The organism is Azotobacter tropicalis (assembly GCF_059739045.1).
Window position 1 is genome coordinate 15458 of record NZ_AP046059.1, and the last position, 22303, is coordinate 37760.

The following is a 22303-nucleotide window of genomic DNA, read 5'->3' on the forward strand; positions in this document are numbered from 1 at the left end:
CTTCCCCGCCGAACGCTTGGGCAGCCGTCAGACGCGGCAGGCTGCGCTTAGCCAGCTCCAGCAATTCGTCGTCATCCTCGGGGCGCTCCAGCCCTCCCGCTGGGGGGCGTCGCTCCAGTCCACAGGGGTAGCCGTGGTGCTGCTGGCGCGGGGCGGGAAATACTCGGCGGCGACAGCGCGGATCTCGGCATCGAGGTCGCTTGCTGCGTTGCCTTGGGCGCCTATCCCGGTCAGCGCCACAAAGCGCCCTCCTGTGTACAACTCCAGGCCTTGCTCGGTGTTCTTGCAGGTGTGATCGAACGGCTTGGCGCAGGTGCCGATCAGGTGGAAGCCGGTGCCGCTGGACGAGACCTCGACTGCGGCGCCCGGCAGGCGCTGGAATAGGCGAGTGGCCAGCTCGCTCCATTGCCCAGTGGCGGAGTCACGGCAGCCGTCCCCGTCAAAGAACCAGAACGGGTCGTCCTCATGAAACACAAAGCCGATGCCGCCGCTGTGGCGGAACGTCTCCAGCCAGTGGGGCAGCATCATCAATGCATCGGCGGCGCTCATCAGGGCTTCCCGCTGCGCCCAGCTCGCCGGGTAGCGTGGCACCTTGTCCATCTTGCCGGGCCGGCCCTCCTTGGGAACAAGCTCATAGATCAGGAACGCCTTGTGTGCGGCCAGGGCATGCAGGGCGCCGCCGGGATCGAGTGCGGCGGCTATGGGCGAGGGCGGCGGTACTTGTGCGAGGGCGGTCATTGCTTGCCTCCCTGCATCGGAACAACCGGGGCGCGGGGCGGCTCGGGCCATTTCCCGTCAACAGGCGGCGGGAAGTCGAACACCGGGAGCGGCATCCAGCCTTCCAAGAACAGGCTGCGCGCGTCCTCCTCGCTCCACTTGTGACCGGGGATATCAGGCAGGGTGAAGAACTTCCGCGCGTGAGTACCGGGGCCGAGCCGGCGAACCACAGTGTGGGTGTGCGACGACAGCCCCGCCTCGATTGCCGCCCGCACCTCGGTGGGGTCAAGGCCGGGGGGGCAGCTCAGCCCCGTGAGGCCGCCCTGTATCTCGCCGGGCATAATGCGCCGAATGCGATACTCGCTGCGCTTGTGCCTTTTGAAATAGCTATGGTCGATGGCCATGAAGTCCAGATAGATCATGCTGGCGCTGGCGGATATATCATGACGGCGCGATTTATTCCCGAGCCTGCCCTTTGTGGTGGGCTTCTTTTTGCGTGACATCAGGCGCGGCCCTCCAGGCGATCAGCGATCCACTGCTCGACCTCGCGGCTATCCCACGCGACAGCGCGGACGCCGATGCGGCGAGCCTTGGGAAATTTCCCCTCGGCCATCAGGTCGTAAATGTGGGTGCGCTTGAAGCCGACCAGCGCCGACACTTCGGGCAGGCGCATAAGACGGGTGACTTGGTGTGCTATTGCGGCCATCGTCGTTTCCTCTTGAGTCGCAGCGGGGCGCTGCGGACGATGGCGAATCTAGGGGGTGGGGCAGGGCCCCGTCGTTGCCAATAAACCCCCCTGTTTTTTGGCAGCCGATCAGCAGGACATTAGGACTTTCAGGACTTGCTCTTCGCTGCAAATCTCGCACTGGTCCAGGATTTAACGATCCTGCGCGCCTCGATATCTGCCGGGCTTGGGGCAGGCGCTGGCCTCGGATGATCGGCCTGTCGCGCCCAGGATGCCTCGATATCCATAGGGGGAAGCTCGCCCTCTGTGGCAACTAGCGGGGACGGTGTCGGCTCGCCATTGGACAGCCCTAGCCAGTTGACGCAGAACAGCCGAGCCTTCGTGCGATTCCATTCTTTGATATCCCGCTTCTCCACCGGATGCATTTCCTCGGGGATCAGCTGGAAGCCGCTGTGTGCGAACTCCTCCACGTAGCGCATGACATTGCGGGCAGACAGCCCCGGCAACGGTGCTTGGTAGTTCACCAGGCCACTGTGCAAATATACCCCGACCGCCTCGGCCCGCCCGCTCTCGATCAGGCTCTTTGGCAGGAGGGCGAATTGCGGGTCTAGGTGGTAGCAATACCAAGCCCACATTTTGATCCAGCCAACATCGGATTCGCCGGCCTTTGGCGGGCGCCCAGCCTTGCCCCCCAGCCAGCCACTGGCATCTGTGTCCTTGTCCATCTGCTTTCGGAGCCATCCAACGATCTCGGCGCGCAGGGCAGGCGAGATAGGCTCGCCACGTTCTACGCAGTCGATGAAGCGCCCACGTGCGCCGGGACGCTCCAGCCCCTCCACTTGGCGCCGGAAGCCGTCCACAAGAAAAGCCAGAATATATGGCGGTATCGACCCGCCATGCTTCAGCCAAATTACCGCGCGCCCCAATTGGAAAAAGGCTTCGTCGGTGGACAGGCTGGTGCCGATGCAGCCATAAAAGCCGGGGATATTGGAGCCAAGGGGGATAGTTGGCATCACATAGCCCTACCGTGCCAGAGGCTAAACGGCACTACGTTGTCAACATCGGGCCGGGTCAGCAGGTCCAGGCGGTTGCCCAGCAGACGCCAAGCGTTGGCCATCTCAGTGGCGTAGCTGTGCCGCTGGTAGGTGCGCTTAACCTTATTTTCCTCGGTGTGGTTTAGGCAGCGTTCGGCCACTTCGGGCAGCACACCGAGGGCGGTCATCAGTGTGGCGCCGGTGCGGCGTAGGTCATGCGGTGTCCACTTGCCTCCCGGCAGCAGCAGGGCTTGGGCCTTGGCGCTGCGGCGGCTCATGGTGCCTTGGTCGGGCTGGCGTTGGCGGTCGCCAAGCTGCTTGGTCACGGTCTTGGGGCAGACCGGGCCGCTGTTGTCAGTGTTTGGATAGCACCAAGGCGACGCGCCGTTGATTGCTTGTACGCGCTCGAACTGGCGAGCAGCGAAGGCGGATAGGGTGACGGTGTGCGGCTTCCCGTTCTTGCTGTTCTCGGCAGGGATCAGCCAGGCGCCTTGCTCCAGGTCGACATGTTCCCAGCGGGCGGCCAGCAGTTCGCCTATGCGGCAGCAGGTAGACAGGGCGATCCAGATTGCCGCCTCCGTCGTGACCAGTAAGCCGGCCTCCGGTACTTTCTTGGCGAGGATGCGGATTTCGTCGTCGCTCAGCACGCGGTCGCGCTCCACGTCCTTGCCGCCGATCTTGGCTTTGCGGATGCTGGCTGTAGGGTCGTGCTCGATCAGGTCACGGTCCACGGCAAAGCGGAACATCTGCCGCATCAGTGAGAAGATCAGCTTGGCCATGCGATTGACGCCACGGGTGAGGAGGGCGTCCGTCACTTCGGTGATGTGGCCTTTTCTCACGTCGGCTACAGCAAGCTTACCCAAGTAGGGCAGCACGTCCTTTTCGAACATCCGGCGCACCTCGGCGCCCCCATCCTTGCGGTTGACCAGATCCACATTTGCCCAATGCTCGAACAGCTCGGCAACGGTTTTGCGTGCTGCCTGCCGGGCCTGTTCTGCCTCGGCGTCGGCTTTCTCAGCGGCCAGTCGCGCCAGCTCGGCATCACGAGCGGCAATGCGGGTGGCTTCTTCGGCTTCCAGGTGCTCGCGCAGATTGGTAATGCCACTCAAGTACAGGTCAGCCAGTTCACGGGCGCGTTGACGGGCAGCCCGCAGCGTTAATCCGGTAGTGCCATCCCGGTCATAGGCGCCGATAGGGAGGCGCACACGCTTCCCGGTTGAGTCGGTGTAGCGGAAGTAGAAAAGGCGGTCGCCGCTGGGGGTGATCCGGGCAATAAAGCGGCCATGCCCTTTCGGGGCTGATTCGTTCAGCCAAATATCTTTGTCCGCAGGCTTAGTATTCAACTGGCGGTCGGTGATTTCGCCCATGCTGTTCTCCAGTCGTGACCGTTTGCGTTTTCTGGTGACCGTTTGGTGACCGTTTGTGCGTGGCTGTAAACGGATGCTAGCGGAACACAGTGGACAAGGCAAAGATTGTAATCCAGTGAAATCAATGGATTGGCGATGATATGTGGATTTGTCAGGAAGGCGTCGGACTATGATTTACCCTTATGGGGTGCAAGGGGTAGAGTGTTCGAATCACTCCGTCCCGACCAATAAATTCAATGACTTAGGCCGGTTGAGCAATCACCGGCCTTTTTCATGTCCTGCGATTTGGCTTTTCTGATCACCGTTAGTGAAAAGCTGTGCGAGTTCAGCATGCGCACATCTCTCAGGTTGCCAATGCTGACTTATGCCCGATGGCAAATTACGCGTCAGCTTTCATCTTGAAGTCCTACTCATCGCATCCTCTTTGCGGCGAAGTGGCAATCATGCTCTGCCTGACCCGCCTTTGGCCTTGGATAGGAGGGCTTCAGTGGGCATGGTTCAGCATTGGAACTACATGTGAAAGCTGATTTGCGAAACCCGCTCCATACTTGAAGTTCAGCCATTCCTAGGGAGCAGAAAAATGACTGAGCTTGAGTTTGTGAAGGGCGATATCGTTGCGTTGAAAAGCGGTGGGCCAGCGATGACGGTTGAGAGTATCGGCAACTATGCCGAAGGTTTGGCGCGGGGTCCGGAGAAAGGAGCCAAATGTATTTGGTTCGATGGCGGTAAGCCGCAGGAGCACGTTTTTGATGTGGCAGTGCTGGAGAAGGTCGCGCCTTAGTTCTATTGACTGTCAGCGTAGCCAGAGCAGGGCAGCGGCGAAGGCCAGCATTTCCAGAGGTGGCTGGCCTGTTTTCAAAGCGCGTAGTGTCGAGCATGAACGACAGTCTGATGGTCTGTATCCCCACTCAATACCACGTGGGGCGTGCTCCAGACGCCAGCGGGCAAAGAGCACTTCAAAACGCTATGCCGTGAAGTCGAAGCAGCGGGGACGTATCCGCCATGAACACCGCTGCGCAGGATCCATGGCGCCGGGCGCCGCTTCGACCAGTCGGCGACAACTGGGAGTAGTGAGCCACATTCCCTTATGGCTAGGCCATTGTTGCCTGATGTGCTAGGGGGCAGGCCGAATCCTCGCTGCCACCCCATTGTGCTTCTCCGGGGCAGGTGTCCTTGCGTGAGCGCTTGGGCAGCGCTCACAGGTATCCTGGTTCGTGCTCAAGATCGGCATCCATGCCGATCAGATAGCGAGCACTGATAGACGTGATCCCTTGATCTACTTTTCTCCAGCCGGTCAGGCCTCGATCAGCTGGCCCTGCTCCAGTACCGTCTGCTTCTTCTGCTTGGCGATGCTGGCAGCCTGAAGCGCGGTGAGGGCGATGGTGAAGACGATGTCGTCCACCAGTGCGCCGCGCGACAGGTCGTTCACTGGTTTGGCCAGGCCCTGCAGCATCGGGCCGACGCTAATGCAGTTGGCATTGCGTTGCACCGCCTTGTAGGTGGTGTTGCCGGTGTTCAGGTCGGGGAACACGAACACGGTGGCCTGGCCGGCGACCGGGCTGTTCGGCGCCTTCTGCTTGCCGACGCTGGCCACTGAGGCGGCATCGTACTGCAGCGGGCCGTCGATCGGCAGGCCGGGCGCGCGCTCCTGGGCAATGCGGGTGGCTTCGCGGACCTTGTCCACCTCGGCGCCGCTGCCGGAGTCGCCGGTGGAATAGCTGATCATTGCCACGCGCGGATGCACGCCCAGGGCCACGGCGGACTCGGCGCTCTGCAGGGCGATTTCGGCCAGTTCGCTGGCGCTCGGATTGGGGTTTACCGCGCAGTCGCCGTAGACCAGCACCTGATCCGGCAGCAACATGAAGAACACCGAGGACACCAGGTTGTAGCCCGGGGCGGTCTTGATCAGCTGCAGGGCCGGGCGGATGGTGTTGGCGGTGGTGTGTACGGCGCCGGAAACCAGGCCGTCCACTTCGTCCAGTGCCAGCATCATGGTGCCGAGCACCACGGTGTCCTTGAGCTGCTCGTCCGCCATCTCGGGGGTGAGGCCCTTGCTTTTGCGCATTTGCACCATCGGGGCGATGTACTGGGCGCGAATGCTGTCCGGATCGAGGATCTCCAGGTCGGCCGGCAGGGTGATGTCCTGCTCGCGGGCCACGGCCTGAACTTCCTCCGGGCGGGCCAGCAGTACGCAACGAGCGATACCGCGCTCCTGGCAGATGGCGGCGGCGCGGATAGTGCGCGGCTCGTTGCCTTCCGGCAGGACGATGCGCTTGTTGGCTTCTTGGGCGTGCTTGACCAACTGATAGCGGAACGCCGGCGGCGATAGACTCAGCTCCCGCGGCACGCTGCAGCGGGTGTGCAGGTACTCCGGATGCAGGTGCTTGGCGATGAAGTCGGTGACGCGGGTGGCGCGGTCGATATCGTCCGCCGGGGTTTCCTTGTTCAGGGCGAACAGGCTGGTAGCGGTGTCATAGGATCCGGTGGTCACACTCATCACCGGCAGGCCACCCTCCAGGGCCGCCTTGCACAGATCCATGATGCGCGAGTCCGGCATGAAGTCGCTGCACAGCAACAGGCCGGCCAGCTTCACACCGTTGAGCGCGGCCAGGCTGGCGGCAAGGATGATGTCGTCGCGATCGCCCGGGGTCACCACCAGCACGCCCGGCTGCAGCAGCGGCACGGTGCTGGGCACGGCACGGGCACACAGGACGATTTTGCCCACCCGACGCAAGTCGGCTTCGCCGGCACTGAGCACCTGGGCGCCGAGCAGCTCGGCCACGTCACGGGTGCGCAGGGTATTCAGCTCTTCGGAGAAGGGAATGGCGCCGAGCAGCTGGAAGTCGGCGCTATCGAGCAGAGGCAGATGCTCCTTGAGGCGTTCGACGAAGGCCGGGACGCCGTCCTCGCTGTCGATCTTGTTGATGATCGTGCCGAGTACCTTCGGGTTCTTGGCGCCGCCGAACAGCTGGGCCTGGATCTCGATGCGCTCGGCCAGCTGCTTGAGGCTGTCGTTGCCCTGGGCGGCGATCAGGATGAGCTCGGCGTCCAGGCTCTTGGTCAGCAGGGGGTTAAGGTAGGCGGAGTAGTCGCTATCGCGGGTCGGCACCATGCCCTCGACAATCACCACGTCCTTGCCGGCGGCGGCTTGCTGGTAGCGGCTGACCACTTCCTCCAGCAACAGGTCGATTTCGCCGTCGGCCAGATGGCGCTCCACCTGATCCAGCAGTATTGGTTCGGGCGTGCTCCGACCCAAGGTGCGCTCGACCAGCAGGCAGGAGCGCTCGCGGCCTTGGTCGATGGGGAAGGGCTGGGCGATCGGCTTGAAGAAGCCGACCTTCAGGCCGGCCTGCTCTAGAGCGCGGATCAGGCCGAGGCTGATGGAGTTGAGGCCGACGGCGTAACCGGTGGGTGCGAGAAACAGAGTGTGCATGGGTTCTCTTGCTCAGACTGTGGAAAGCATGATACCGGCGGGAAGTTAGATGACGAAACCCGACGCCATGACGGCCGTCGGGTTTCGTTACATCGCTGATTCCCGTCTGCGCGGATGTTCGATCAGGCGTCGAGCAGGGCGAGGGTGTCCAGGGCGATCTGGCGTTCCTCGTTGGTCGGCACCACCAGGATGCGCGGGCTGTCGGCGGTCTGGATCTCGCCGCCGACGCCACGGGTGCAGCGGGCGTTGGCTTCGGCGTCGAGCTTGAAGCCGAACAGCTTCATGTGCTCCAGGGTGCGCTCGCGCACAGCGGCAGAGTTTTCGCCGATGCCGCCGGTGAAGATCAGGCCGTCCAGCTTGGGCAGAGCGCAGGCCATGCTGGCCAGCGACTTGGCCAAGCGGTAGCAGAACACCTCGAAGGCCAGAACGGCACCCGGATGGCCAGTCAGACGGGCCTCGGACAGGGTGCGCATGTCGTTGGACAGGCCGGACAGACCCTTCAGGCCGCTGTCGTGGTTGAGTACGCGGTCGATCTGCTCGATGCTCCAGCCCAGGGTACGGGCCAGGTGGCTGTGCAGGTTGGGGTCGACGTCGCCGCTGCGGGTACCCATCGCCACTCCTTCCAGGGGAGTCAGGCCCATGCTGGTGTCGCGGCTTTCGCCGTTGACGATGGCGCAGGTGGAGCAGCCGTTGCCCAGGTGAGCGCTCAGCCAGCTGCTGTCTTCGACCGGCACGCCAACCATTTCCGCTGCGCGCTTGCTGACGTAGCGGTGGCTAGTGCCGTGAAAGCCGTAGCGGCGCACGCCGTGTTCCTTGTACAGGAATTCCGGCACGGCATAGCGATAGGCGTGGGGCGGCATGCTCTGGTGGAAGGCGGTATCGAATACGGCGACCTGCGGCAAGCTGGGGAACAGTTCCAGCGCGGCCTCGATGCCGACCAGGTGGGCCGGGTTGTGCAGCGGCGCCAGGTGGGCGTTGGCGCGGATACCTTCGAGCACGTTGGCGTCGACCACATGGGACGCGGTGAAGTGCTCGCCGCCGTGCACGACGCGGTGTCCGATGCCGTCGAGACGGCCGCCGGCGGCTTCCTGGGCCAGTGGAAGGATCTTGCCCAGTACTGCCTGATGGTCGGCGCCTGGCAGGCTGAGGGTTTCCTTGGTGTCGCCAAACTGCCAGTGGAGGACTGCCTCCGGGCTACCGAGACGTTCGGCCAGCCCCTGCAGAGGGAAGGTTGTTTGTGTTTCGTTGACCAAGGCGAACTTGATCGACGAGCTACCACAGTTGATCACCAGAATATTGCGGGCGGACATTGGTGGGACTCCTGAAACATGTGGCGCATGGCCATTACGCTCAATGGCCACACAATTTTTGTAATTGGATTGTGCCCGGCGTTCTTGTGGAACATGGACGGATCAGGGGTTGCGTTATCGTGCCACGCAGGGTAGAGATCTGCCGTTCTGCTTTAGTCGAACGGAACTTTTTTGGACGGCTATCCGGCGAAAGATATTGGAGCGGATTCAGGATCGAATCTCCGGCCCGGAGGCAGGCTGCCTGATCTCGAGGGCAGGCTCGCTGCAAGGTTTGACGTGGCTTGATTCATGAAACAAGCTGAAATTGGCTCGAATTCGCAAGTTGCTTGCTCAAGAGAAGCTCGGCGCATCGACTTGGGCGTGATGCTCGAATCAGATTCAGCTCGATTTCACTGAAATGCTGGAGGCAGGAGGAGCAATCATGGCAAAAGCCACGCATGTGAAGGCCAACGCAGCCCAGTTTCCGGTTCCTCAAAGTCGCGATGAAGTGAACGAGGCAATTGCCAAGATCGGCCTGCTCCAGCGCGAGCGTGCGCGCATCCAGACCGATATGAACGATGAACTGGCCAAAGTGAGGCTGCGCTTCGAGGAGGCGGCCACTCCCCTCAACGAGCAGATCATGGCACTGACCCAGGGGGTGCATACCTGGTGTGAGGCGCATCGCATGGAGCTGACCAAGAGCGGCAAGACCAAGTTCTATGATTTCGCCGCGGGTGAAATCAAGTGGCGCATGCGTCCGCCCCGGGTGACCCTGCAATCGATCGACAACGTGCTGGAAACCCTCAGGCGTCTGGGGTTGACCCGCTTCATCCGGGTAAAGGAGCAACTGAACAAGGAGGCCATGCTCGCAGAGCCGGATGTGGTTGCCGGCCTGGCCGGAGTGAAGATCGAACAGAGCGAGGACTTCGTCATCTTGCCCTTCGGGACCAAGCTCGAGGAAGTCGACCGATCGGGCGACCACCACTTCGGCCCTTGATCCAGGGGCACCGTCGCTTCGCCGAGGCGCTTGCACCGTCTCGCTGAAGGCGCCGGCTGTGCCGACAGGCCCTGGACTTGCGGCGCGTTTTTTTCCGGCACGAGCGGTGGCGTTCAGCGTGCAGCCTCTGCCAGTTGCATGTCGGCGCCAGCCCAGACTTTGCGAAAGCGCCCCATGATCGCCTCCGCTTCCTCGTTGCGGTTCTGCGCGCGCAGAGCTCGAGCCAGGCCGTGCAGCGACCAGCCGTTCTCCGGAAAACGCTTCAAGTCCTCACGAAAGGCCTGTTCGGCTTCTGCGCTCCGGCCTGCCTCGAGCAGCAGCAGACCGAGTTCCTGACGTACCGGCACCGTCCACTCCGGAGGTTCGCCGTAGACCAGGCCGTCTTCGAGGCGCGCCGCTTCGCGCAAATGATCGATGGCTCCCGGAAAATCCGCCTTCCTGGCGGCGATCTGGCCGGCCAGCACTTGCGTGGCGATTTTCAGGATCGCTCCCGAGGTATTGAACTCGAGGCGCAACGAATTCATTTGCGGATCCTGGGCTGTGGCGCGCAGTTGCGCCAGCTCTGCCTCGGCTCCCGGCACATCGCCGCGTGCCGTCAGCGCCCGGCCCCGGGCGTAGTGCCAGAGGGCGCGGGCATGGGGGAGGTCCTGCGGCGGAGCCTCGGCCTCGAGAATCTCGTCCCAGCGGCCGAAGCGAGCCAGCATCTGCAACTGGCGGGTCTGGTGCTGCTGCAGGAAGGTCATCCCGGGCTCCCGCAACATCGGTTGCGGCACCAGTTGCGCCATCTTTCGCGTGGCGCCCAGCGCCTGTCCGCTGCGGCCGATCATGCTCGCGGCGAAGGCCAGGAAGTCGTAGTTGTGCGGGTAGTAACCGGCGAGGTAGACGCCGAACGCCGGATTCTGGTCGCGAATGAAGGTTTCGTCGGCATGCACCGCATGCTCGTTGGCCTCGATGGCATCCTCGTAACGTCCGACGCGGATATAGATATGCCCGGGCATGTGCACCAGATGGCCGGCACCGGGCATCAGAGCGGCCAGTCGTTCCGCACAGGGAACCGCACGCTCGGGCTGAGCCGCCTCGACGGCGTGGATGAAGAAGTGGCACGCGCCTGGGTGGTTCGGATTCGCCGCAATCACCCGCTCCAGCTGGGCAAGCATCTCGGGCGTGTCCGGTCGTGGCTGGCCGTCCTGGCTCCAGTACTGCCACGGGCTCAGGTCCATCAAGGATTCCGCGAAGAGGGTCGCCGCCTCCTGATCCTCGGGGTACTCGCGAACGACCTCGCGCATCGCACGGGCATAGGCTGCATCCAGGGCGCTCCGCTCGGCAGGCGGGGGCATGCTGTAGCGCGTTGCAAGGGCGCGAATCAGGGCCTGTTCCTTCGGACTCGCCTTGCGCGCCAGCGCGTTCTGGACGGCGGCATGCGCGACGGCTCCGCTATTGGCGTCCATCGGTGCGTTGATATTGGGACCGCTCGCCAGAGCGATTCCCCAGTAGCACATGGCGCAATCCGGATCGAGGCGGACCGCTTCCTCGAAGGCACGGATCGCCTCCTGATGGTTGAAGGCGTAGTAGAGCCGCAAGCCCTGGTCGAAATGGCGCTGTGCCAGTGGTACGCCAGTGGTGATGCCATAGTGGTGATCACCGAGGTTGTCATAGAGCGGAACCGTGGAGCGTTCGGCCTGGGCCGCGGGTCCTAGGCTCAATGCCAGAGCGGCGCCTAGTGCAGGAAGAAGGCGGCGTTTCGGAGCGCGAGGCAGCGGGCGATGGGAAAGGCGAAGCAGGGCTGGCAGATAGCGAGTGATCCAAGTGCTCACGGTATCGCTTCCTTACAGGCAGATTTGCAATGGTGTCGTGCGACCTGGCACAGGTTGAGCTACTTCGGGCTTGCCTGGTCGAACGATAGACTATCGGTCGAGTGTATTTCCAGTGCCCACCAGGCCATTCCAAGAAAAATATAGCGTATGTATATGGAGCAGGAGCCGATTGTGCTTTCAAGAATTTAGATATTTGAAATGATTCTTTCTGGGGTGAATATAGCTGCATCGTGACTTGTTATGCAGCGACCATTGTCGGATATGTTTTTGCTGTTCGTGATTTTAATGGGTGCAGTAATAGAAGGCACAGAGGAGTGTTTTGGGGGCTTTGACTTTCGGCCCGGGGCGGGCGATCAGATTATTAATGGTTTGGTATAAGTTTCGGTCGTTTTGTGCAGGGCAATATTTTAGGGGGCGAGTTCTCGTATCGACATCTGGATAAAGGTATGGCGGGGCCTTGTGAATGGAGTTTCTAGACGCTTCACCATTCGTTTCAGCGGGGTCGTCAGGTTGGTTACATTTTGTCAGGCGCTGCAAAAATATTGCTGGCAGTACTGGCTATACAATTTTTTGGCGGAGATTTGATCGATTTTAGGTTTGTGTGACCTGAGCAGAGTCTTCGAAAAATATCGATGTGATAAGAGCGTCGTATAAACAACTACCGCATCATGATTGTTCCTGGCATGTCGGTTGCTCGGGGTGAATAACAATCCAATATGCGTTTTGCTGGCTGGCATACTGGCGTCCCCTGGGAAGGCTATCCAACAACTTTGCTTGCTGGGCCCAAGGACTCTGGCTTGACGACACATGCTGGCTAGACGTTCAGGCATGCTATCCCGGCTTGTTCGGCCGCTGTCGGCCACGAAGGCGCCAAGATACGCTCGCCCGACGCACACCCTGGGTGGCCGATTGCACGCATGCTGTCGACTTCATTACCTCCATTGCTATAAATCGGCCGGTATATAACTTTCACGCATTGGTACGCTTCTTTTTAGCCGTTCGTCGGTAATGGGAAACTTTGCGGACCACTCACTTTTCAAAACTATCGATACAAATGAAGCAAGTAATCTGCTCAATCGGTAGCCAAGAAAAAGGCTCCAGGTGCAGAAGCCGAAGGCCCGATGATCCGACTTTAACAGTCATGCCGGGTTGTCGTGCCATTAATTAATGGGTTTTTGCGATTGAGTGAGTAGGCAAGTATTCCCAGTGCTGGCATGAGTATTTGCAAGGTAGGGTGGGAGCGATGCCAGCACTTTTTTGAGTCGCAGGCTTGATTAAACAAAAAGGCGGCTATACTGGAAATCGCGCAAGGTGCTTGATAGTTGGTCAGGCATAAAAGATTCATCAAAAGGCGCGAATGTTAGTTGGTTAATAACTGCATGAAGTTGCTTGTACGCAACTGCGCACTGACCGTCAGCGAGACATGCCGCAAGATAATAGCGGTGACGCCACGCAGGCGGTTTACAACCACGATTTCCCTACAGGAAATCGGATACGCGGGCGACGAGGCAGTGTAAGGGCAGCCAACGTGTCAGGGAGATTCTTGTGCAAAGGAGGAAAGGCAAAGCGAGTCACAGCCCATGAGCCAACGCCCAGACAATCGAAATAAGTTATGTAAGGAGTTCATCATGGCTACTGAAAAACAACAAGGCAATCAAGGTCAGCAAGGCCAACAAAGCAACATGGGACGCCAAGGCGGGAGCGAGTCGCAACAGGGCCAGAATGCAGGTCAACGCACTGGCAGCCAAGGTGCTGGACAAGCCGGCCAGCGTGCGAGCGATCAGGACTGGAATCAAAGCCAAGGCGCACAGGGCATGGGTAGCCAGCAAGACCGTGAGCGTCAAGCTGGGCAACAAGGCACTCAACAAGGCCATCAGGGTGGCCAGCAAAGCGGTCAACAAGGCCAACAAGGCCAGCAAGGCACTCAACAGGGCCATCAAGGTGGCCAACAGGGTGGTCAGCAGAGCGGCCAACAAGGCCAGCAAGGTACGCAGCAGGGCCATCAGGGTGGCCAGGCAGGTCAGCAGCGTAGCAATCTGAGCGAGGAGGAGCAGCGCAAGCAGAACCAGGCCCGGCAGGAAAACCAGGGCCAACAAGACCGCAACCGCTAATGCATGATGAGGTCAGACCCGGACTCCGGGACACTGACGACCTGCTGGCTTGATCCGGTCAGCACGCTGATATAAACGACAGGATCAATGGATGGCCCCGGGCAGCGAGTCGGGCCATCTTTCTGGGCAAGAATCAACACCCCGCGAGGCGGGTGAAGTTCAATGCCGGCCGCCGCAAGCGGACAGCGCGCCGCTTGCAGCGGCCTTTCTTGTTTCCCGCCGATTTTCCCATCCCATCCCATCCCATCCCTTTCCGTCCGTCAGGAACCTGGAGAGCGCCCTGCATGTTTGCCGGCTGGCCGTGGAGCTTGAGAACGGCGTCTGAAACTCATACGTCCGAGGAGGACGCCATTCGGCTATCGGACGCCCGCACCCGCCTCGGCAGAGTCGATTTATAAAAATAAATCTTTTTATTTCAATAGCTTAATTATGTTCTCCGAACATGGCCCAGGCCTTGCTCCGTGGCTTGGCGAGCCGCGACTGCTGCCCTTTTGGCAGGCAAGGATGTGCGGTCTCGACAGGTTGTACCGCGACAATTCGAACAACAACGGAGAACCCCATGGACATGCAACGCTCGAAAGTCCAGGTGATGGGCATCGATGCCGGCGGCACGATGACCGACACCTTCTTCGTCCGCGAGGACGGCAACTTCGTGGTCGGCAAGGCGCAGAGCAACCCGGCCGACGAATCCCTGGCCATCTACAACTCTTCCATCGACGCGCTGTCCGCCTGGCAGCTGGGCGTCGACGACGTCTACCCGGAGCTGGTGACCTGCGTGTATTCCGGCACCGCCATGCTCAACCGGGTGGTGCAGCGCAAGGGCCTGGATGTCGGCCTGATCGTCAACAAGGGCTTCGAACAGACCCACTCCATGGGCCGCGCCATCCAGAGTTACCTGGGCTACGCCCTGGAGGAGCGGCTGCACCTCAACACCCACCGCTACGACGCACCGCTGGTGCCCTATTCGCGGACCCGCGGGGTCACCGAGCGCACCGACGTGCAGGGCCGGATCGTCATTCCGCTGCGCGAGGAGGAGGTGCGCCAGGCCACCCGCGAGCTGATCGAGGCGGGCGCCCAGGCGATCGTCATCGTGCTGCTGCAATCGCACAAGAACCCGACCAGCGAGAAGCGCGCCCGCGACCTCTGCCGCGAGGAGCTGAGGCGGCTCGGTGCGGACCTGCCGGTGTTCGCCTCGGTCGACTACTACCCGTCGCGCAAGGAGAGCCACCGCACCAACACCACCATTCTCGAGGCCTACGCCGCCGAGCCGTCGCGCCAGACCCTGCAGAAGGTCAGCGAGCGCTTCAAGAAGCACGGCGCCAGGTTCGACCTGCGGGTGATGGCCACCCACGGCGGGACCATCTCCTGGAAGGCCAAGGAGCTGGCGCGGACCATCGTCTCCGGGCCGATCGGCGGGGTGATCGGCTCCCGGCTGCTCGGCGAGGCGCTGGGCTACGAGAACATCGCCTGCTCGGACATCGGCGGCACCTCCTTCGACATGGCGCTGATCACCAAGGGCAACTTCGCCATCGCCTCCGACCCGGACATGGCCCGCCTGGTGCTGTCCCTGCCGCTGGTGGCGATGGACTCGGTGGGCGCCGGCGCCGGCAGCTTCGTGCGCCTCGACCCGTACAGCGGCTCGCTCAAGCTGGGCCCGGACAGCGCCGGCTACCGGGTCGGCACCTGCTGGCCGGAAAGCGGCCTGGACACCGTGTCGGTGACCGACTGCCACGTGGTGCTCGGCTACCTCAACCCGGACAACTTCCTCGGCGGCACCATCAAGCTCGACGTCGAGCGCGCCCGCCAGCACATCCAGGCGCAGATCGCCGGGCCGCTCGGGCTGTCGGTGGAGGAGGCCGCCGCCGGGGTGATCGAGCTGCTCGACCTGTCGCTGCACGAATACCTGCGCGCCAACATCAGCGCCAAGGGCTACAACCCCACCGACTTCGTCTGCTTCTCCTACGGCGGCGCCGGGCCGGTGCACACCTACGGCTACACCGAGGGCCTCGGCTTCAAGGACGTGGTGGTGCCGGCCTGGGCGGCGGGCTTCTCGGCCTTCGGCTGCGCCTGCGCCGACTTCGAGTACCGCTACGACAAGAGCGTCGACATCGCCCTGGCGCCGGACAGCGGCGAAGCCGCCTGCGCCGAGGCCTGCGCGGTGATCCAGGCGGCCTGGGACGAGCTGGCCGCCAAGGTCATCGAGGAGTTCGTGATCAACGGCTTCAAGGCCGAGGATGTCACCCTGCTGCCCGGCTACCGGATGCAGTACATGGGCCAGCTCAACGACCTGGAGATCACCTCGCCGATCGCCTCGGCCGCCAGCGCGGCCGACTGGCAGCAGATCACCGAGGCCTTCGAGGACACCTATTCGCGGGTCTACGCCAGCTCGGCGCGCTCGCCGGAACTGGGCTTCTCGGTCACCGGGGCGATCATGCGCGGGCTGGTCGCCACCCAGAAGCCGGTGCTGCCCGAGGACCCCGAGGCCGGCCCGCAGCCGCAACCGTCCGCGCACCTCGGCAAGCGGCCGTTCTACCGGCACAAGCGCTGGGTCGACGCCGACATCTGGCAGATGGAAGCCCTGCAGCCGGGCAACCGCATCGTCGGGCCGGCGGTGATCGAGTCCGACTCCACCACCTTCGTGGTGCCCGACGGCTTCGAGACCTGCCTGGACAAGCACCGCCTGTTCCACCTCAAGGAATGCGCCCGCGGCTGAGCCCGGACCGGAACAACAACAAGAGAGACTTCACCATGAATATGCTGGCCAAGAATGCGCCCGGCTCGCTGCTGGGCAACGGCAAGACCCTGCAGGCCTTCCGCGGCGAAGTGATGCAACGCACCAAGGAAACCGGTTTCTACAACGGGCTGAGCAGCCTGCCGTTCCGCGAGAGCGACCCGATCGGCTACGAAAAGCTGTTCTCGAAGATCCGCGGCGGCCTGGTGCACGCCCGCGAGACCGCCAAGAAGATCGCCGCCAGTCCCATCGTCGAGCAGGAGGGCGAGCTCTGCTTCACCCTCTACAACGCGGTGGGCGACTGCATCCTGACTTCCACCGGGATCATCATCCATGTCGGCACCATGGGCGCGGCGATCAAGTACATGATCGAGAACGACTGGGAGAGCAACCCCGGCATCGCCCCGGCGACATGTTCACCAACAACGACTGCTCGATCGGCAACGTGCATCCCTGCGACATCGCCACCATCGTGCCGATCTTCGCCCACGGCAAGCTGATCGGCTGGGTCGGCGGCGTCACCCACGTCATCGACACCGGCGCGGTGACCCCGGGCTCGATGTCCACCGGGCAGGTGCAGCGCTTCGGCGACGGCTACCAGATCACCTGCCGCAAGACCGGGGTCAACGACCAGCCGCTGCGCGACTGGCTGCACGAGTCGCAGCGCTCGGTGCGCACGCCCAAGTACTGGATTCTCGACGAGCGCACCCGCATCGCCGGCTGCCACATGATCCGCGGCATGGTCGAGGAGATCATCGCCGCCGAGGGCCTGGAGGCCTACGAGCGCTTCGCCTTCGAGGTGATCGAGGAGGGCCGCCGCGGGCTGCAGTCGCGGATCAAGGCGATGACCCTGCCGGGCACCTACCGCAAGGTGGCCTTCGTCGACGTGCCGTTCAAGCACGAGGACGTGCAGACCTCCTCGGCCTTCGCCAAGGTCGACACCATCATGCACTCGCCGGTGGAGATCACCATCCGCCCGGACGCCAGCTGGCGGCTGGACTTCGAGGGCGCCAGCCGCTGGGGCTGGCACACCTTCAACGCCCACCACGTGGCCTTCACCAGCGGCATCTGGGTGATGATGACCCAGACCCTGGTGCCGACCCAGCGGATCAACGACGGCGCCTGCTTCGGCACCGAGTTCCACCTGCCCAAGGGCGCCTGGTGCAACCCGGACGACCGCCGCACCGGCCACGCCTACGCCTGGCACTTCCTGGTTTCCGGCTGGAGCGCCCTGTGGCGCGGCCTCGGCCAGGCCTACTACAGCCGCGGCTACCTGGAGGAGGTCAACTCGGGCAACGCCAATACCTCCAACTGGCTGCAGGGCGGCGGCATCAACCAGGACGGCGAGGTGCACGCGGTGAACAGCTTCGAGGCCTCGTCCTGCGGCACCGGCGCCATGGCGATCCGCGACGGCCTCAACCATGCCGCGGCGATCTGGAACCCGGAAGGCGACATGGGCGACATCGAGATCTGGGAGATGGCCGAGCCGCTGCTGTACCTGGGCCGCAACGTCAAGTGCAACTCCGGCGGCTACGGCAAGTACCGCGGCGGCTGCGGCTTCGAGACCCTGCGCATGGTCTGGAACGCCCAGGACTGGACCATGTTCTTCATGGGCAACGGCTACATGAACTCCGACTGGGGCCTGATGGGCGGCTACCCGGCCGCCACCGGCTACCGCTTCGAGGCACATCACACCGGCCTTGGCGAGCGCATCGAACAGGGTCTGCCGCTGCCCTTGGGCGGCGACCGCGATCCTTCCGCGCCGGCCTACGAGCAGCACATCGCGGCCAGTGCCAGGGTCAAGCGCGACAAGCAGTGCATGACCACCGAGGACTGCTACGAGAACCACGACCTCTACCTCAACTACCTGCGCGGCGGGCCGGGCTTCGGCGATCCGCTGGAACGCGAGACCGGCGCCATCGAAGACGACCTGAACCAGGGCTTCGTCCTGCCGGCCTACGCCGAGAAGGTCTACGGCGCAGTGATCGTCCAGAACGCCAAGGGCCACTGGTCGGTGGATGCGGTGGCCACCGAGGATCGCCGCCAGCAGATCCGCGCCGAGCGCCTGCAGCGCTCGCAGCCGACCCGCGAGTGGATGCGCGAGGAGCGCGAGCGGATCGTCACCAAGCACGCCTCGGCGCCGGTACGGCAGATGTTCGCCAGCAGTTTCGCCCTGTCGGAGAAGTTTCTCGCCGAGTTCAAGGCGTTCTGGGAGCTGCCGGTCGACTGGACGCTGACCGAGGAGGAACTCGACCAGCCGACCTATGGCTCCAGGTACCGCATGGACCTGTCCCTGCTGCCCGACGTGCATACCGTGGTTCAAGTGGAAGAGTGAGGAGCGCGCGATGAGCACCTATACCAAGGAACAAGTGAAGAACCTGGTCGACGGCCGCCTGGACTGGGACACCACTACCCGCATGCTGACCATGCCCAAGGACCGTGAGCGCTTCGAGCTGTACCTGAGCGTGCTGCAGGAGCGCGTCGCCTGGCCGGACCGCATCGTCCTGCCGCTGGGCCCGGCGTTGTACATCGTGCAGTCGGCGACCAGCAAGCGCTGGGTGACCAAATGTCGCTGCGGCCACGAGTTCTGCGACTACCGGGAGAACTGGAAACTGCACGCCAACATCCACGTGCGCGACACCCCGGAGAGCATGCAGGAGGTCTACCCGGCGCTGCTCGCCCCGGATACCCAGTGGCAGGTGTATCGCGAGTACTACTGTCCGCACTGCGCCACCCAGCTCGACGTCGAGGCGCCGACCCCCTGGTATCCGGTGATCCACGACTTCGAGCCGGACATCGACACCTTCTACCGCGACTGGCTGGAGCTGCCGCTGCCCGAGCGCCTCGATTGATCGGGTGAAACCACCGTCTCCCCGGCGTTTGCCGGGGAGCCCTCCGAGAGGCCCCGTCCCCGGGCTCCATCCCGCCGCTGGCCTTGACCCGCCAGCGGCTGCCGCCTGTCCGTACTCGCAGAAGCGCCGGGACGATTGCCGGATCGGATGGGTGGATTCCTGTCTAGAATGCCTTGCAGTTTCTACGGCATTGCATGTTTTCAGATGCCTGCCGCAGTAAGGACGCTGTGGGCGTTTCGCTCGCAGGGCCGGACCAAAAACAATAACAATCAAGGGTGATGGCTGATGAGTTCGCTCATACCGCAAGGAGTCTTTTCCTGTCCCGAGAACGACCAGCGGATCAGGGCCGCTTGGCGGCACTTTCTCAGGGGGGCCGATCTGCCCGGCGATCTGGCCGTGCGTCCTCCGGTCGACCAGTCCTGGCGGCGCTGCCTGGACAGCCGGGTCGATCCGGGCCTGCAGCAGGCCCCCGAACCGCTGACCGACGTGCAACTCGAGGCCCTCCGCGATCGCCACCGGCGTCTGCTCGATGCCAGCATGCCGGTCATGGCCATGGCTCGCGAACTCATGGCGCAGACCGGCAACATCATGCTCCTGGCCGACAGCGACGGCATGGTCATCGAGGCGGGCGGCGATTACGCGGCGCGCGACCGGGCCGAGCGTATCCATCTGATGCCCGGCAGCCCCTGGGACGAGCGGCTCTGCGGCACCAATGCCATCGGCACCGCGCTGCTGCTGGGTCAGCCGGTGCAGATCCATGCGGCGGAGCATTTCTGCGAGGGCATCAAGCGCTGGACCTGTTCCGCCTCGGTCATCCGCGACCCGCGCGACGGACATATCCTGGGCGCGCTGGATGTCTCCGGCGAGTCGCGCAGCTTCAGCCGCCACAGCCTGGCCCTGGCGGTGACCACCGCCCAGCGCATCGAGTCGGCGCTGGCCAAGCGCGAAATGGCCAGCCGCTACCAGCTGCTGGAGCTCAGCGTCGAGCAGCTGGCCGCCCACCGCGACGAAGGCCTGCTGCTCTTCGACCCCCACGGCTTTCTGGTCCGCAGCAACGACCGTGGAGCGGCCGCCCTGGCGGCTCGCGGCATCGATTTCGAGCTGCGCAGCAACGCCCGGCTGCCAGCCCTCGCGCTCGGCCCGGACGGCCGCCCGAGCGGCCCCTTGCCGGCGTGGCTGACGGTCGACTGGCTGCAGCCCGTTCAGGTCCGGGGCGAGGTATTGGGCACGCTGCTGCGCATTCCCTTGCCGTCCCGGACATTGGCTGCTCCCAAGCCGCGCAAGAGTGGTATGCCGGACGAGCGGGAACTCGGCTTCGCCCGCCTGGTGGGCAACGGTGCGGCGCTGGCCGTGGCGCTGCGCAAGGCCCGGCAGCTGGCCGGCTGCAATGTGCCGGTGTTGCTGCAGGGCGAAACGGGCGTGGGCAAGGAGGCGTTCGCCCAGGGCATCCACTCCTCGGGGATCGGCCGCGACGGCCCCTTCGTGGCCATCAACTGCGGCAGCCTGTCCCGCGAGCTGCTGGCCAGCGAGCTGTTCGGCTACGCCGAGGGTGCCTTCACCGGCGCCCGGCGTGGCGGCATGAAAGGCAAGATCGAGGCGGCCCACGGCGGCACCCTGTTTCTCGACGAGATCGGCGAGCTGCCGCTGGACCTGCAGAGCCACCTGCTGCGGGCGCTGGAGGAGGGCGAGATCTACCGGCTGGGCGAGTGCGAGCCGCGCCGGGTCGAGTTCCGCCTGGTGGCGGCGACCCACCGGGATCTGCGCGAGGAGGTGGCCCAGCGGCGTTTTCGCCAGGACCTGTTCTACCGGGTGGCGGTCACCAGCATCCGCATTCCGCCGTTGCGCGAGCGGCGCGACGACATCCCCCTGCTGGCCGCGCATATCCTGCGGCGCCAGGCCGAGCGGCACGGGCGTCCGCTGCCGGAGCTCGCCCCCGAGGCCCTGCAGGCGCTGATGGCCCATGACTGGCCCGGCAACGTGCGCGAGCTGCGCAACGTCCTCGAGGGCATGCTGCTGCTGGGCGGGCGTTGCCTGACCCGCGACGATCTGCCGGACGAATTGCGCCAGTCGGCACGGGCGGCGGCCGGGCTGGTCGAGGGGCGACTCGAAGAGGCCGAGCGCGAGGTCATCCGCCAGGCCGTCGAGCGCAGCCGCGGTAACCTCACCCAGGCCGCCAGGGCGTTGGGCATCGCCAAGAGCACCCTGTACCTGCGGCTCAGGAAGTACGGCATGTCCCGAACGTCGGCAGCCGGCGAGCGGTTGCGGCTCGATTGAGCGTCGCGGCTGGAGCCGTAAGGAGGCGGGCATCCGCGCCGCTCCCCGGCAAACTGTGCACTTCTTCACCTTCCCGGCGTCGGGTCCGACAAGCGGCTGTCCGGGTGCGGGCGGCGGGGTATGCTACTAGCAAATAGCCATTTCATTCGCCGCTGCCACCTGCCACCGCCAGCCACGAGACTGCCTGCCGTCATGTCGATCACTCGGTCTTCCGCTCCCCGCCTGGGATACGCGGCGCTCACGGCCGTCGGCCGGGTGCGCACGCACAACGAAGACGCCTTGCTGTGCTGTCCGCAGCTGCGCCTGTGGGCGGTCGCCGACGGCATGGGCGGCCACCGGCGCGGCGAGGTGGCCAGTGCCTTGGCGCTGGATGCCCTGCGCCGGCTGATCGTCCGCGGCCAGGACCTGCGCGACGCCATCCAGGGCGCCAACGCCGCCGTTCTCGCCGCCGGCGAAGCCGAGGAGGGCAGCCGCGGCATGGGCACCACCCTGGTGGCGGTGCGCTTCGCCGGCGTGGATTTCCAGCTCGCCTGGGTCGGCGACAGCCGTGCCTACCGGATCAGGGCTGGCTCCATTGAGCAGCTCACCCGCGACCACAGCTGGGTGCAGGCGATGATCGACGCCGGCCGGCTGACCCCCGAAGAGGCCGGTTGTCATCCCCGGCGCAACGTGGTCACCCAGTGCCTCGGGCAAAGCCGCGAGGCGCTCGAGGTGGAGCTGGTGCAGGGCCGTCTGGGCCGCGGCGAGCTGCTGCTGCTGTGCAGCGACGGCCTGACCCGCGAGCTGAACGACGCGCAGATCCAGCAGCTGTGCGCCCGCGCCGCCACCCTCGACGCCCTGGTCGGCAGCCTGATCGAGGCGGCCAACCGCATGGGCGGCCACGACAACATTTCCTGCATCGTGCTCGGGCTGGCCCCGTCGCCGGTGCAGGCCGCGGCGCCAAGGCCGCGCAGCTTCCTCAGCAAACTGTTGAAACCCGCAAAGAACTGATCGGCGCCC

At 63.9% G+C, this 22303-nt stretch carries 17 protein-coding genes; 8 read left to right on the forward strand and 9 right to left on the reverse strand.

Annotation, left to right across the window (positions count from 1 at the left end):
• Positions 1–27: 27 nt before the first annotated feature.
• The 5 genes from Atro_RS00110 to Atro_RS00130 all read right to left on the reverse strand — a co-directional run bounded on the left by Atro_RS00110 (position 28) and on the right by Atro_RS00130 (position 3803).
• A complete protein-coding gene (locus tag Atro_RS00110; RefSeq protein WP_497925819.1) occupies positions 28–738 on the reverse strand; it encodes a hypothetical protein in 711 nt (236 codons plus the stop codon).
• On the reverse strand, positions 735–1220 hold the full coding sequence (locus Atro_RS00115; RefSeq protein WP_497925821.1) for a hypothetical protein: 486 nt from the start codon (positions 1218–1220) through the stop codon (positions 735–737). Before Atro_RS00115 ends, Atro_RS00110 begins: the two co-directional genes overlap by 4 nt.
• Positions 1220–1423 (reverse strand): helix-turn-helix transcriptional regulator, encoded by a 204-nt coding sequence (locus Atro_RS00120; RefSeq protein WP_497925823.1) that lies wholly within the window; start codon positions 1421–1423, stop codon positions 1220–1222. The genes Atro_RS00115 and Atro_RS00120 overlap by 1 nt, the downstream gene beginning before the upstream one ends.
• 128 nt (positions 1424–1551) lie before the next feature.
• Positions 1552–2415, reverse strand: a complete 864-nt coding sequence (locus tag Atro_RS00125) for a hypothetical protein (protein WP_497925825.1) — start codon at positions 2413–2415, stop codon at positions 1552–1554.
• Positions 2415–3803: a tyrosine-type recombinase/integrase gene (locus Atro_RS00130; RefSeq protein ID WP_497925827.1), complete on the reverse strand. Its 1389-nt coding sequence runs from the start codon at positions 3801–3803 to the stop codon at positions 2415–2417. The genes Atro_RS00125 and Atro_RS00130 overlap by 1 nt, the downstream gene beginning before the upstream one ends.
• A 580-nt stretch (positions 3804–4383) precedes the next feature.
• Here Atro_RS00130 and Atro_RS00135 point away from each other — a divergent pair.
• Positions 4384–4584: a YodC family protein gene (locus tag Atro_RS00135; protein WP_497925829.1), complete on the forward strand. Its 201-nt coding sequence runs from the start codon at positions 4384–4386 to the stop codon at positions 4582–4584.
• A gap of 513 nt (positions 4585–5097) precedes the next feature.
• Here Atro_RS00135 and pta read toward each other — a convergent pair.
• Together pta and Atro_RS00145 are read right to left on the reverse strand one after the other, a co-directional pair.
• Entirely contained in the window at positions 5098–7236 is a 2139-nt protein-coding gene (gene pta / locus Atro_RS00140) for a phosphate acetyltransferase (protein ID WP_497925831.1), read from the reverse strand.
• Positions 7237–7358: 122 nt separating this feature from the next.
• Positions 7359–8546, reverse strand: coding sequence for an acetate kinase (locus tag Atro_RS00145; RefSeq protein ID WP_497925833.1), 1188 nt, complete (start codon positions 8544–8546; stop codon positions 7359–7361).
• A gap of 421 nt (positions 8547–8967) precedes the next feature.
• Here Atro_RS00145 and Atro_RS00150 point away from each other — a divergent pair, with 421 nt between their 5' ends.
• Entirely contained in the window at positions 8968–9522 is a 555-nt protein-coding gene (locus Atro_RS00150; RefSeq protein ID WP_497925835.1) for a host-nuclease inhibitor Gam family protein, read from the forward strand.
• Positions 9523–9635: 113 nt separating this feature from the next.
• On the opposite strand, the gene Atro_RS00155 is transcribed toward Atro_RS00150, so the two are convergent.
• Together Atro_RS00155 and Atro_RS00160 are read right to left on the reverse strand one after the other, a co-directional pair.
• Positions 9636–11225, reverse strand: coding sequence for a tetratricopeptide repeat protein (locus Atro_RS00155; protein ID WP_497925837.1), 1590 nt, complete (start codon positions 11223–11225; stop codon positions 9636–9638).
• A 1721-nt stretch (positions 11226–12946) separates the two neighbouring features.
• A complete protein-coding gene (locus Atro_RS00160; protein WP_497925841.1) occupies positions 12947–13429 on the reverse strand; it encodes a hypothetical protein in 483 nt (160 codons plus the stop codon).
• Between the two features lie 577 nt (positions 13430–14006).
• On the opposite strand from Atro_RS00160, the gene Atro_RS00165 reads away from it, so the two are divergent.
• From Atro_RS00165 to Atro_RS00190, 6 genes are all read left to right on the forward strand, one after another.
• Complete coding sequence (locus Atro_RS00165) at positions 14007–16160, forward strand: hydantoinase/oxoprolinase family protein (RefSeq protein WP_497925845.1); 2154 nt, start codon at positions 14007–14009, stop codon at positions 16158–16160.
• 35 nt (positions 16161–16195) lie between these two features.
• The gene (locus tag Atro_RS00170) at positions 16196–16678 is read left to right on the forward strand and encodes a hydantoinase B/oxoprolinase family protein (protein WP_497925848.1); all 483 of its coding nucleotides are present in this window, start codon (positions 16196–16198) and stop codon (positions 16676–16678) included.
• Complete coding sequence (locus Atro_RS00175; RefSeq protein WP_497925850.1) at positions 16591–18513, forward strand: hydantoinase B/oxoprolinase family protein; 1923 nt, start codon at positions 16591–16593, stop codon at positions 18511–18513. The genes Atro_RS00170 and Atro_RS00175 overlap by 88 nt, the downstream gene beginning before the upstream one ends.
• Positions 18514–18523: 10 nt before the next feature.
• Positions 18524–19030 carry an acetone carboxylase subunit gamma gene (locus Atro_RS00180; RefSeq protein WP_497925852.1) on the forward strand — a complete coding sequence of 169 codons (507 nt, stop codon included), beginning with the start codon at positions 18524–18526 and terminating at the stop codon, positions 19028–19030.
• Positions 19031–19315: 285 nt separating this feature from the next.
• Positions 19316–21304 carry a sigma-54-dependent Fis family transcriptional regulator gene (locus Atro_RS00185; RefSeq protein ID WP_497925854.1) on the forward strand — a complete coding sequence of 663 codons (1989 nt, stop codon included), beginning with the start codon at positions 19316–19318 and terminating at the stop codon, positions 21302–21304.
• A 192-nt stretch (positions 21305–21496) separates the two neighbouring features.
• Positions 21497–22294: a PP2C family protein-serine/threonine phosphatase gene (locus Atro_RS00190; protein WP_497925856.1), complete on the forward strand. Its 798-nt coding sequence runs from the start codon at positions 21497–21499 to the stop codon at positions 22292–22294.
• Positions 22295–22303 lie beyond the last annotated feature (9 nt).

What these genes read in the sequence shown, in the direction of transcription:
- Atro_RS00115 (WP_497925821.1), bottom strand. Translation starts at nt 1,220, where the DNA reads ATGTCACGCAAAAAGAAGCCCACCACAAAGGGCAGGCTCGGGAATAAA.
- Atro_RS00190 (WP_497925856.1), top strand. Translation starts at nt 21,497, where the DNA reads ATGTCGATCACTCGGTCTTCCGCTCCCCGCCTGGGATACGCGGCGCTC.
- Atro_RS00110 (WP_497925819.1), bottom strand. Translation starts at nt 738, where the DNA reads ATGACCGCCCTCGCACAAGTACCGCCGCCCTCGCCCATAGCCGCCGCA.
- Atro_RS00180 (WP_497925852.1), top strand. Translation starts at nt 18,524, where the DNA reads ATGAGCACCTATACCAAGGAACAAGTGAAGAACCTGGTCGACGGCCGC.
- Atro_RS00125 (WP_497925825.1), bottom strand. Translation starts at nt 2,415, where the DNA reads ATGCCAACTATCCCCCTTGGCTCCAATATCCCCGGCTTTTATGGCTGC.
- Atro_RS00120 (WP_497925823.1), bottom strand. Translation starts at nt 1,423, where the DNA reads ATGGCCGCAATAGCACACCAAGTCACCCGTCTTATGCGCCTGCCCGAA.
- Atro_RS00185 (WP_497925854.1), top strand. Translation starts at nt 19,316, where the DNA reads ATGAGTTCGCTCATACCGCAAGGAGTCTTTTCCTGTCCCGAGAACGAC.
- Atro_RS00170 (WP_497925848.1), top strand. Translation starts at nt 16,196, where the DNA reads ATGAATATGCTGGCCAAGAATGCGCCCGGCTCGCTGCTGGGCAACGGC.
- Atro_RS00175 (WP_497925850.1), top strand. Translation starts at nt 16,591, where the DNA reads ATGTTCACCAACAACGACTGCTCGATCGGCAACGTGCATCCCTGCGAC.
- Atro_RS00150 (WP_497925835.1), top strand. Translation starts at nt 8,968, where the DNA reads ATGGCAAAAGCCACGCATGTGAAGGCCAACGCAGCCCAGTTTCCGGTT.
- Atro_RS00165 (WP_497925845.1), top strand. Translation starts at nt 14,007, where the DNA reads ATGGACATGCAACGCTCGAAAGTCCAGGTGATGGGCATCGATGCCGGC.
- Atro_RS00130 (WP_497925827.1), bottom strand. Translation starts at nt 3,803, where the DNA reads ATGGGCGAAATCACCGACCGCCAGTTGAATACTAAGCCTGCGGACAAA.
- Atro_RS00145 (WP_497925833.1), bottom strand. Translation starts at nt 8,546, where the DNA reads ATGTCCGCCCGCAATATTCTGGTGATCAACTGTGGTAGCTCGTCGATC.
- pta (WP_497925831.1), bottom strand. Translation starts at nt 7,236, where the DNA reads ATGCACACTCTGTTTCTCGCACCCACCGGTTACGCCGTCGGCCTCAAC.
- Atro_RS00135 (WP_497925829.1), top strand. Translation starts at nt 4,384, where the DNA reads ATGACTGAGCTTGAGTTTGTGAAGGGCGATATCGTTGCGTTGAAAAGC.